Annotated in this window: 11 protein-coding genes; all 11 read right to left on the reverse strand. The window is 70.0% G+C overall.

Annotated elements, in window-relative coordinates; translation table 11 throughout:
• Window position 1: 1 nt before the first annotated feature.
• The 11 genes from tyrS to argC all read right to left on the reverse strand — a co-directional run bounded on the left by tyrS (window position 2) and on the right by argC (window position 11,151).
• Window positions 2–1,306 (reverse strand): tyrosine--tRNA ligase, encoded by a 1,305-nt coding sequence (tyrS, locus tag ABIC53_RS07685; protein ID WP_323987454.1) that lies wholly within the window; start codon window positions 1,304–1,306, stop codon window positions 2–4.
• 153 nt (window positions 1,307–1,459) lie between these two features.
• Window positions 1,460–1,810 (reverse strand): VOC family protein, encoded by a 351-nt coding sequence (locus ABIC53_RS07690; protein ID WP_274177579.1) that lies wholly within the window; start codon window positions 1,808–1,810, stop codon window positions 1,460–1,462.
• Between the two features lie 73 nt (window positions 1,811–1,883).
• Window positions 1,884–2,579 (reverse strand): hypothetical protein, encoded by a 696-nt coding sequence (locus ABIC53_RS07695; RefSeq protein ID WP_354450964.1) that lies wholly within the window; start codon window positions 2,577–2,579, stop codon window positions 1,884–1,886.
• Window positions 2,576–3,220 (reverse strand): SatD family protein, encoded by a 645-nt coding sequence (locus ABIC53_RS07700; RefSeq protein ID WP_274177577.1) that lies wholly within the window; start codon window positions 3,218–3,220, stop codon window positions 2,576–2,578. The genes ABIC53_RS07695 and ABIC53_RS07700 overlap by 4 nt, the downstream gene beginning before the upstream one ends.
• A gap of 78 nt (window positions 3,221–3,298) precedes the next feature.
• Window positions 3,299–4,729: an argininosuccinate lyase gene (argH, locus tag ABIC53_RS07705; RefSeq protein ID WP_354450966.1), complete on the reverse strand. Its 1,431-nt coding sequence runs from the start codon at window positions 4,727–4,729 to the stop codon at window positions 3,299–3,301.
• A gap of 9 nt (window positions 4,730–4,738) precedes the next feature.
• A complete protein-coding gene (locus tag ABIC53_RS07710) occupies window positions 4,739–5,839 on the reverse strand; it encodes a heparan-alpha-glucosaminide N-acetyltransferase domain-containing protein (protein ID WP_354452189.1) in 1,101 nt (366 codons plus the stop codon).
• 33 nt (window positions 5,840–5,872) lie between these two features.
• Window positions 5,873–6,796, reverse strand: coding sequence for an ornithine carbamoyltransferase (gene argF, locus ABIC53_RS07715; protein ID WP_064956902.1), 924 nt, complete (start codon window positions 6,794–6,796; stop codon window positions 5,873–5,875).
• On the reverse strand, window positions 6,793–8,040 hold the full coding sequence (locus ABIC53_RS07720) for an acetylornithine transaminase (RefSeq protein WP_274177575.1): 1,248 nt from the start codon (window positions 8,038–8,040) through the stop codon (window positions 6,793–6,795). Before ABIC53_RS07720 ends, argF begins: the two co-directional genes overlap by 4 nt.
• Complete coding sequence (argB, locus tag ABIC53_RS07725) at window positions 8,037–8,942, reverse strand: acetylglutamate kinase (protein ID WP_094261989.1); 906 nt, start codon at window positions 8,940–8,942, stop codon at window positions 8,037–8,039. Before argB ends, ABIC53_RS07720 begins: the two co-directional genes overlap by 4 nt.
• Window positions 8,939–10,096 (reverse strand): bifunctional glutamate N-acetyltransferase/amino-acid acetyltransferase ArgJ, encoded by a 1,158-nt coding sequence (gene argJ, locus ABIC53_RS07730; RefSeq protein ID WP_282502310.1) that lies wholly within the window; start codon window positions 10,094–10,096, stop codon window positions 8,939–8,941. The genes argB and argJ overlap by 4 nt, the downstream gene beginning before the upstream one ends.
• Window positions 10,093–11,151, reverse strand: coding sequence for an N-acetyl-gamma-glutamyl-phosphate reductase (gene argC / locus ABIC53_RS07735; RefSeq protein ID WP_354450969.1), 1,059 nt, complete (start codon window positions 11,149–11,151; stop codon window positions 10,093–10,095). Before argC ends, argJ begins: the two co-directional genes overlap by 4 nt.
• Window positions 11,152–11,195: the final 44 nt, after the last annotated feature.

Genomic DNA, 11,195 nt, shown 5'->3' on the forward strand with positions numbered 1-11,195 from the left:
GTCAGTCCTCGACGAAGACGCCCGCGAGCGTCTTCTTGCCTCGCCGCAGCACAGCCACACCACCCGGCAGATCGCCGACGACGACGGCCGACTCGTCGTCGACCTTCGCACCGTTGATCGAGACGCCGCCCTGCGCGATGGCCCGGCGGGCCTCCGACAGGCTGCCGACGAGCCCGGTGTCGACGAGCAGCTGCACGACCGAGGTGCCGGCCGACGCGGTGGCGTGCGGAAGCTCCTGCAGGGCCGAGCGCAGCGTGGCGGCGTCGAGAGCGGTCAGGTCGCCCTGGCCGAACAGTGCATCGGATGCCGCGATGACCTTGGCCGTCGCGTCGACACCGTGCACCGTCGCGGTGACCTCGAACGCCAGACGCTTCTGCGCGGCACGGCGGAACGGCTCGTCGGCGACGAGGCGCTCGTAGTCCGCGATCTCGGCGCTGCTGAGGAACGTGAACACTTTCAGACGCTCGACGACATCGGCATCCGCGGTCGAGAGCCAGAACTGGTAGAACGCGTACGGGCTCGTGAGCTCGGCGTCGATCCAGATGGCGTTGCCCTCGCTCTTGCCGAACTTCGTGCCGTCGCTGTTGGTGATCAGCGGCGTGCCGAACGCGTGCACCGAGGTGCCCTCGACGCGGTGGATCAGGTCGGTGCCGCTGGTGAGGTTGCCCCACTGGTCCGATCCACCGGTCTGCAGCGTGCAGCCGTACTGGCGGTAGAGCTCGAGGAAGTCGAGCCCCTGCAGAATCTGGTAGCTGAACTCGGTGTAGCTGATGCCGGCATCCGAGTTTAGGCGCGCGGCGACGGCATCCTTCTTCAGCATCGTGCCGACGCGGTAGTGCTTGCCGATCTCGCGCAGGAAGTCGATCGCCGACAGCGGCGCCGTCCAGTCGAGGTTGTTCACCATGCGAGCGGCGTTCTCGCCCTCGAAGCTGAGGTACTTCTCGATCTGACCGCGCAGCCGGTTGACCCACTCGGCGACGGTCTCGCGCGAGTTGAGCGTGCGCTCGGCGGTCGGGCGCGGGTCACCGATGAGGCCCGTCGAGCCGCCGACGAGACCGAGGGGCTTGTGACCGGCCAGCTGCAGGCGGCGGAGCGTCAGCAGCTGCACGAGGTGACCGAGGTGCAGGGATGCCGCCGTCGGGTCGAAGCCGCAGTAATACGTGATCGGGTCTCCGCCGAGCGCTTCTCGCAGCGCTTCCTGGTCGGTGGACACATGCACGAGACCGCGCCACACCAGCTCGTCCCACACGTTCTCGAACGCGGGATCGAGCGCCACGGGGGCGGTCGTCAGGGCTTCATCAGACACGCGCTTCAGGTTATCAGCGGCGCACGGCGCGGCTGGTCGGGCAGGTCCGACCTGTCAGGAATCAGCCTGAGTCGTCCCGCCGACAGGCTGAGAGGCGCTCGGGGCGGCTTCGCCGCCCCGAGCTGGCGTCTGAGCCTGACGACGGCACGCGAGTCAGCTCGCCGAGACCTGGTCGTACAGACCGATCACATTGCCCTCGGAGTCTCGCAAGTAGACCCAGCGCGCGTCGTCGCCGAGAGCCTGGATCTCACCGACCTGTTCGCCGCCCGCTGCAACCGCCGCGGCCACGACGTCTTCGATGCGGTCGACGGTGAAGACGACTGTCGGATGCGGCACGGCAGACCGTTTGTGCAGGTCGCCGTTGACGCCTTCGCCATCGGGCTGCCGGAGCACGCCCATGTCATCTCCCCACGGCTCGTAGTCGAACCCGAGAACGGTTCGGTAGAACTCCCGGGCGCGCGCGATGTCGTCGGCCGGGATCTCGAAATGCTCCATCTTCGCCATGCCTTGAGCATGACGAACGCCGCTCAGCACGACAAGAGTCAGCGGCGCACGGCGCGACCCGCCTCGATGACGGTCAGGCGGCGGTGCCCCACCAGATGAGGAAGGCCGCGCCGAGGGCGACGACCCAGCTGACGAGGCTTCCGACGAGGAAGTACTCGGCGCGGTCGCCCCCGTCGTGGTCGCGCGAGATCTCCGGGAAGCGGACGATGCCCTTCGCCGCGAGCACGGCGGCCAGCAGAGTGAACGCCCCGGTGAGGGTGAGGGCGAAGACCAGCACGCGCTCGAGAGGGCCGATGATGCGCCCGCCTTTCAGCTCGTTCGCCGCTTCGGCGGCGACGACACCGCCCCGCAGCGATGCCCGCACGATGACGTTTCCCGACTCGACGAGGAACACCAACGCGCCCGCCAGCGCGATGGCGAGGTCGAGGCTCACGACGCCCAGCGGCGAGTCGATCGGCCAGATCCTCTCGAGCGGCCCCTGGCCATCGCGCACCCCGATGAGGGCGACCGCCACGGCCACGACGACCGCCAGGAGCGCCGCGGGCCACAGTCCCCACCGATTGGGCTCGCGCGTCGAGGTGACCGCCGCCCACCCGGCCGCGACGGCGATCGCCGCGAACCACCAGGCCGCGGCGCCCGCCCAGGCCGCGAGCGGCAGCAGCGCCGCGCCGAGGACCACCAGCACGATCCCGAGCTTCGCGCCCGACAGCCGCTTGCGGGCGAGGTCGAGCCCGCCGACCGCGAGAAGGATGAGTCCCGCGCCGATCACGACGAGCGCTCCGTCAGGGCCGTGTACCCGGCGACGATCGCGGGAGCTCCGGATGACGCCAGCAGCTGCGATACGGCCGACTGGGTGATGCCCTCCTCTTTCGCGAGAGCGCCCTGGGTGCGACCGAGGCAGCGGCCGTAGGTCAGGCGCCGCGCGCGCGCCGACATCGCCCCGACGAGTTCGTCGCGGGCGAGCGCGTAGGCGTTGGCGAAGCGGATGCGGTCGGCCATGGCGACATCCTCGTCCTCCCCTCCGACAATGCGGATGCGGGCGCGCGGAACCGCGCGGTCCTGCATCGCGTGCACCTGCTCGATCGCCTCGCGCGCCCGCCACCACCCCGGCCCGTCGGAGATGTCCGAGCTCTCGGATGCGACCGAGCCGACGTCGCCGACACCGACCCCGAAGCGCAGCGACGCCTCGTCGGGCAGCGACAGCTGCAGGAGCAGAAGCCAGGCCAGCGCGTCATCCAGCTCGTCGAAGACCGCCTGGAACTCGTCGGCGAACGTGGCACGCATCGGGGTCACGGCGACGGGAAGGGCGCGATCGACCTCGGCCATCGTTGCTTCGATCTGCGCCTGGGTGCGGCTGCGATCGTCGAGCAGGCGAGAGCCGACGATGTCGGCGATGACAGCAACGGTCATGCAGATCAGGCTAGCACTTATATCCCGCGGATATCAGTCATCAGCTGATGAATGCCTGATATCAGATGATCGCTTATGTCAGAGCTGCCACACCCGCACGGCGTGCTGAGCCTGAGCGATCAGTGCCGCACGCTGCTCGGCGACCCGCACCGGCGCGGTTCCGCCGATGCCGTCGCGGCTGGCGACCGATCCCTCGGGCGACAGAACCTCGCGGACCTCGGGAGCCAGGTGCTCCGAGACCGAGACGAGGTCGTCATCGGATGCCTCATGCAGCTCGATGCCCCGCTCCTCGCAGAGCCGCACGAGCGAGCCCGAGATCTCGTGCGCCTCGCGGAACGGCACACCGCGCTTGACGAGCCACTCGGCGACATCGGTCGCGAGCGAGAACCCCTGCGGCGCGAGCTCGGCCATCCGGTCGACGTCGAAGCGGAGCGTCGCGACCATGCCGGCGAACGCGGGCAAGACCACCTCGAGCGTCTCGATCGAGTCGAAGACCGGCTCCTTGTCTTCCTGCAGGTCGCGGTTGTACGCGAGCGGCAGCGCCTTGAGGGTCGCGAGCAGGCCCGAGAGGTTGCCGATCACACGACCGGCCTTGCCGCGAGCGAGCTCGGCGATGTCGGGGTTCTTCTTCTGCGGCATGATGCTCGACCCGGTCGAGTAGCCGTCATCGAGCGTGACGAAGCCGAACTCGCGGGTGTTCCAGATGATGATGTCTTCGGCGAACCGCGAGATGTCGACGCCGATCATCGCGGCGATGAAAGCGAACTCGGCCACGACATCCCGCGAGGAGGTCCCGTCGATCGAGTTATCGGCGGGACGCTCGAGGCCGAGCTCCGTGGCCACGAGCTGCGGGTCGAGACCGAGGGTCGCACCGGCGAGCGCTCCCCCGCCGTAGGGAGAGATCCGCGCGCGCGCCGCCCAGTCACGCAGGCGCTCCAGGTCGCGCAGCAGCGGCCAGGCGTGGGCCTGCAGGTGGTGGGCGAGCAGCACCGGCTGCGCGTGCTGCAGGTGGGTGCGGCCGGGCATGATCGCGCGGGAGTGGTTCTCGGCCTGACCGACGATGGCGTCGATGACCCGCAGGATGTCGCGGGCGATGACCTCGGCGTGATCGAGCAGGTACAGGCGCACGAGCGTGGCGATCTGGTCGTTGCGGCTGCGACCGGCGCGCAGCTTGCCGCCGAGCTCCGGCCCGACGGTCGCGATGAGGGCGGCCTCCAAGGCGCCGTGCACGTCTTCGTCGCCGGGGGCTGGCTGCAGCGATCCGTCGCGGACGGCGGCGAGCACCGAGTCGAGCCCCGCGTGCATGCGGCTCTCCTCGTCGGGCGTGAGGTACCCGGCGGCGGCGAGCGCCTTCGCGTGAGCGTGAGATCCGGCGATGTCGTATCCGGCGAGCGTCCAGTCGAAGTGCGTCGATCGGCTCAGGCGGGCCAGCTCGGGCGCGGGGCCCGAGGCGAAGCGGGCTCCCCAGAGAGCCCCGGAGTTCGTGCCGCCTGACGTGTCTGCGCTCATCGCTCCAGCCTATCGGGGCGGCATCGCTGTGCCCGGCGCCTCCACGCGCCCGCGCACCGTCAGCCGGGCGAGTGCGTCGATGCCGGCTTCGAGGGGACCGCGTCCGACGGCGAGCGCCCAGGCCGTGCATCCGACGATGATGCCGAGGGTCATCGGCCAGAACGGATCGAGGGCTCGGTAGGAGTCGAGCTCGAAGACGCCCGGCTCGGCGGCGGGCCGGGTGAGTGCCCATACGACGATCTGCGCCGAGTACGCGGTCAGCGGCATCGAGCCCACGGCGCGCAGCGGCAGCGCGACCCACGTGAGGGGCGTCCGGCACACGAGCACGCACACGCCGATGACGAGGAGGGCGAACCCGCCGGATCCGATCACCTCGAACAGCCCGGATGAGTGGGCTTCCCCGGTCCACGGGGTCTGTCCGAAGACCTCGGAGCGCCCCCACACGATGTCGAGAGCGGCCCCGGCAGCGGTCAGGGCGAGCCCCGCAAGCGCGAGGAACCGCGGCGTCGCGCGCGAGCGCAGGTCGAGGCGCGCCGCCCCCATGCCCGCGAGGACGAACGCCATCCAGGTCAGGAACGGGTAATGCCATCCGACAGCGTTCGAGACGTCGACCCCCTCGGGTGTCGACCAGAACGACAGGCCGTCGATCGCCGCTTGCGGGAACGGCGCGACGAGCCCGACGACCGCGGCCGCGATGAGCAGCGTGCGTGCCCGCAGCGGCAGCACCGCGGCAGCGATCACGAACAGCAGCGCGTAGGCGGGAAGGATGACGTACACCGGCACCGCGAGGAAGAGAAGCAGCACGCCGATCACCCAGATCGCTCCGGCCCGCACGAGCAGGCGCAGACGGGCCGTCTCGAGTCGTGGCCCGCGCAGCGGAACCGGTCCGCCGCTGATGAGCCCGATCGAGACGCCCGCGAGCGTTGCGAACAGGATCGACGAGCGCCCGTGGACGATCCCCTCGTACGAGGAGGGGATCGTCCAATCGAAGTCGGGGATCGCGAGCAGGTGCGCCGCGAGCATCCCGATCACGGCGAGGCCGCGAGCGAGGTCGATGCCGTCGATGCGCGAGGGCGCGAACAGCGGGCGGCGCCGCAGCATCGCGCTCATCCCCGGCACCGGCCGCTCCTCACCGCTCCGCGGTCACTGCTGACGCAGCAGCCAGACCAGCAGCGCCTTCTGCGCGTGCAGACGGTTCTCGGCCTCGTCCCAGACGACGCTGTGCGAGCCGTCGATGACGTCGGCGTCGACCTCGTAGCCCCGGTCGGCGGGCAGGCAGTGCATGAAGATCGCCCCGTCGGCGGCGGCATCCATCGTCTGCTGCGTCACCTTGTACGCACCCAGATCGCGGATGCGTGCGATCTTCTCCTCCTCCTTGCCCATCGACACCCACGTGTCGGTCACGATGACGTCGGCGCCGGATGCTGCTTCGAGCGGGTCGACGAGGATCGTGACCGATCCGCCCGTCTGTGCCGCGATGCGCTGCGCGTCGGCGACGACATCCTCACGCGGGCCGTACCCCTCGGGAGACGCGACTCGAACGTGCATGCCCGCGGTCACGCCCGCGAGCACGTACGAGTGACCCATGTTCGACTGCCCGTCGCCGAAGAACGACAGCGTGAGCCCGGCGAGGTCGCCCTTGTGCTCACGGATGGTGAGCAGGTCGGCGAGCAGCTGGCAGGGGTGGAAGTCGTCGCTCAGCGCGTTGACGACCGGCACGCGGGTGCCGCGAGCCATCTCCTCGAGACCTGCCTGCGCGTACGTGCGCCAGACGATCGCGGCGACCTGGCGCTCGAGCACGCGCGCGGTGTCGGACGGGGTCTCCTTGCCGCCGAGCTGGCTGTTGGCCGTCGAGATGATCAGCGGCGAGCCACCGAGGTCGGCGATGCCGACGGCGAACGAGACGCGCGTGCGGGTCGACGACTTGTCGAAGATGACCGCGACGGTCTGCGGACCCTCGAGGGGCTTCAGCTTCCAGCGGTCCTTCTTCAGCGAGAGGGCGAGATCGAGGACCTCGGCCTGCTCGGCCGGGCTCAGGTCGTCGTCGCGGAGCAGGTGGCGGGTCATGCGGATTCCTCCGTGGTCGTGTTCTCGAGAAGCAGGGCCGACTCGACGGTGCGCAGCGCGGCGGTGAAAAGCTCGGCGAACTCGTCGATCTCGACGTCGCCGATGGTGAGCGGCGGAGCGATCCGCACGGTGCGGTCGTTGGCGGCGTTGACGATCAGGCCGTGCTCCTGCGCCGCCGCGACGACGGCGCCGGCGACCGGATGCCGCAGCCCGACGCCCAGCAGCAGACCCTGTCCGCGCACGCCCTCGACGAGCGACGAGTCGATCGTCTCGAGCACTTGCCGCAGGCGTGCGCCGTGAGCTGCGGCGGCCTCGACGAGCCCGCCGTTCTCGATCTCGCCGAGCACCGCCGACGCCACCGCGGTGCCCAGCGGGTTGCCGCCGAACGTCGAGCCGTGCGTGCCCGGGTAGAAGAGGTCGCTCGCGCTCGCGAAGGTGATCAGTGCGCCGATCGGGAAGCCGCCGCCGATGCCCTTGGCGACCGTGATCGCGTCGGGCTCGATGCCGGCGTGCTGGAAGGCGAACCACGCGCCGGTGCGCCCGGCACCGGTCTGGATCTCGTCGATGATCAGCAGCGCGCCGTGGCGCTTCGTGATCTCACGCGCCGCCGCGAGGTAGCCCTCGGGCAGCGGGATGACCCCGGCCTCGCCCTTGATGGGCTCGACGAACAGGGCTGCGACGCGGTCGTCGATCGCGGCCTCGAGAGCCTCGATCGTCGAGTCGATGCTCTCGACGCCGGGAACCATCGGCTCGAACGGCTGCTGCATCTGCGGCTTGCCGGTGAGGGCGAGGGTGCCCATCGTGCGACCGTGGAACGCATCCTTCAGCGCGAGGATGCGGGGGCGCTCGGCTCCGCCGTGCAGACGCGCGAGCTTGAACGCCGCCTCGTTCGCCTCGGCGCCGGAGTTGCCGAAGTAGACGCGACCGGCATCGCCGGTGCCCGCGAGACGCTTGAGCTTCGCCGCGAGCTCGAGCTGCGGCGGCGTGGCGAAGTAGTTCGAGACGTGCGACAAGGTGGCTGCCTGACGCGAGACCGCCTCGACGAACACGGGGTGAGCATGTCCGAGCGAGTTGACGGCGATGCCGGCCAGGAAGTCGAGGTAGCGCTTGCCGTCGACATCCCAGACGTACGCGCCCTCGCCGCGCTCGAGCAGCGCCAGGCGTGCGCCGGCGCTGCGGACGAGGTCGCGATCGACGTCATCCGCCCATGTGGGCGCTGTCTGCTGGATCGTCGGGTTCGTCATCCCGCCACCACCTCCGTACCGATTCCCTGTGCTGTGAAGACTTCGACCAGCACCGAGTGGGGCTGGCGTCCGTCGATGATGGCCGCCGTGTCCACTCCCCCGTCGACCGCGTCGAGGCATGCCTGCATCTTCGGGATCATCCCCGACTCGAGCTTCGGCAGCATCGCGCGCAGGTCCGTCGACGTCAGATGGGAGACGAGCGAGTCGCGGTTGGGCCAGTCGGCGTAGAGGCCGGGCACGTCGGTGAGGACGACGAGCTTCGTGGCGCCGAGGGCCGTCGCGAGTGCAGCGGCTGCGGCATCCGCATTCACGTTGAGCGAATGACCGGGGTTGTCGAGATCGGGTGCGATCGAGGAGATCACCGGGATGCGTCCGGCGTCGAGCTGATCGTGCACCGGCTGCGGGTCGACCTCCACGACATCGCCGACGTGCCCGAGGTCGTGCTCGGTGCCGTCGATCACGACGCCGCGCCGGCGACCGCCGAACAGACCGGCATCCTCGCCCGACAGGCCGGTGGCGAACGGGCCGTACGCGTTGATGCGGGCGACGAGCTGCGGGTTGATCTGCCCGGTCAGCACCATCCGGACGACATCGATCGCCTCGGTGCTGGTGACCCGGTAGCCGCCCTTGAACTCGCTCTCGATCGAGAGTCGGTTGAGCATCTTCGAGATCTGCGGGCCGCCGCCGTGGACGACGACGGGCTTCACGCCGACGAAGCGGAGGTAAGCGATGTCCTGCGCGAACGACTCCTGCAACTCCTCAGAAACCATCGCGTTGCCGCCGTACTTGATGACGATGATCTGATCGCGGAAGCGCTGCAGCCACGGCAGCGACTCGATGAGGACGCCCGCCTTGGCGGCCGCCTCTTCGGGGGTCGTGTACTGGAGGTCGATGTCGTTCATGAGGAGTAAGCGCTGTTCTCGTGGACGTAGTCGTGCGTGAGGTCGTTCGTGAGGATCGTCGCCGTGGCATCGCCCGACTTCAGGTCGATGAGGATGCGCGTCGCGCGGGGCGTCAGGTCGACCTCTTCACGCGGGCGGTCGGGCCCGCCGGCGGTGCACACCCGCACGCCGTTGAACGAGACGTCGACGTCGTAGGGGTCGAAGGCCGCATCGGTCGTGCCGATCGCGGCGAGCACCCGGCCCCAGTTCGGGTCGTTGCCGAAGATCGCGGCCTTGAAGAGATTGTTGCGGGCGACCGAGCGTCCGACGACGACGGCGTCCTCTTCGGATGCCGCGCCGACGACCTCGATCGCGATGTCGTGGCTCGCACCCTCGGCGTCGCCCTGCAGCTGCTCGGCGAGGTCGGCGCACAGCTCGGCGAGCGCGGCGGCGAACTCGGCGGCATCCGGCGTCACGCCCGACGCGCCGCTGACCATGAGGGTGACCTGGTCGTTGGTCGACATGCACCCGTCGGAGTCGAGCCGGTCGAAGCTCGTGCGAGTCGCGGAGCGCAGCGCGGCATCCGCCTGCGCCGCGTCGAGAACGGCGTCGGTGGTGATGACGACGAGCATCGTCGCGAGGCCCGGTGCGAGCATCCCCGCGCCCTTCGCCATGCCGCCGATCGTCCAGCCACCCCGTGAGACGACGGCGCGCTTGGGCCGCGAGTCGGTGGTCATGATCGCGAGCGAGGCGTCCTCGCCGCCCTCGGCACTGAGCGAGCCGATCGCCGCCGTGGTGCCCTCGAGCACCTTGGCGCGGAACACCTCGTCGCCGGTGCCGATGAGGCCCGTGGAGCAGACGAGCACATCGCCCGAGCTGACATCCAGCAGCTCCCCCGCCTTCTCGGCGGTCTGGTGCGTCGTCTGGAAGCCGAAGCTGCCCGTGAAGCAGTTCGCTCCGCCGGAGTTGAGGACGATGGCTTCGACGACGCCGTCGGCGATCGCCTGCTGCGACCACATGATCGGGTTCGCCTTGGCGCGGTTCGAGGTGAACACCGCGGCGCCGACCTTGAGCGGGCCGCGGTTGACGACGACGGCGACGTCGGGCTTTCCGGTCGACTTCAGGCCCGCGGCGACACCGGCGGCTTCGAAACCCTGGGGGGCGGTGACGCTCACGGGGCGACTCCGTTCACGCTCAGGCCCGTGGTCTCGGCGAAACCGAGGGCGATGTTCATCGACTGGATGGCGGCACCGGCGGTGCCCTTGGCGAGGTTGTCGACCGCGGTCACGACGACCACACGGCCGGCGGCCCGGTCGATCGCCAGGCCCATGAGCGCGGTGTTCGCGCCGGTGACGTCGGCCGTTCGAGGGAAGGATCCTTCGGGCAGCAGCTGCACGAACGTCTCATCCGCGTAGGCGCTCTCCCACGCCTCGCGGATCTGAGCGTCGGAGACGCCGTCCGCGATCGGAGCGGTCGAGGTGGCCAGGATGCCGCGCGACATCGGCACGAGGACGGGGGTGAACGAGATGCGGATGTCGCCTGCCGCGCCCGCTCCCCGAAGCGCCTGCCGGATCTCGGGGATGTGGCGGTGCGTCCCGCCGATGGCATAGGGGTTCGCCGATCCGAGGATCTCGGCGGCGAGGAGGTTCGTCTTCAGGCTCTTGCCCGCGCCCGAGGGACCGACCGCGAGCACGCTCACGATATCGCTCGGGTCGATGACACCGGCGGCGACACCGGGCGCGAGGCTCAGCGCGACGGTCGAGGCGTTGCACCCGGGAGCGGCGATGCGCGAGGCTCCGACGAGCTTGTCGCGCTGCTTGCCGGTGCCGTTCGCGCCTCCGACGAGGAGCTCGGGCACACCGTAGGTCCAGGGCTCGTGGAAGTCGCCGCCGTAGAAGGCATCCCAGTCGTCCGACGACGTCAGCCGGTGGTCGGCGCCCGCGTCGATGACGAGGGCGGTGTCAGCGAGCGCCTCGGTGTACTGACCCGACTGGCCGTGCGGGAGGGCGAGGAACACGATGTCGTGCCCCGCGAGCACCTCGGGCGTCGAGGGCTGCAGCGTGAGGTGACGCAGCGAGCGGAGGTGCGGCTGGTGTTCGATGAGCGGCTGACCGGCGTTGGAGTGCGCGGTGACCGTGCGGAGCTCGACCTCGGGGTGAGCGGCGAGCAGGCGCAGGATCTCGCCTCCCGCGTATCCGGATGCGCCGGAGACGGCGACGGAGAGGGGCATGACTTCCACCTTATTGTCTGGGATGACGTCGCCTTCGCGGCGAC

The sequence above is a fragment of the Microbacterium sp. 1262 genome (assembly GCF_040544895.1).
In the GTDB taxonomy this organism is placed as follows: domain Bacteria; phylum Actinomycetota; class Actinomycetes; order Actinomycetales; family Microbacteriaceae; genus Microbacterium; species Microbacterium plantarum.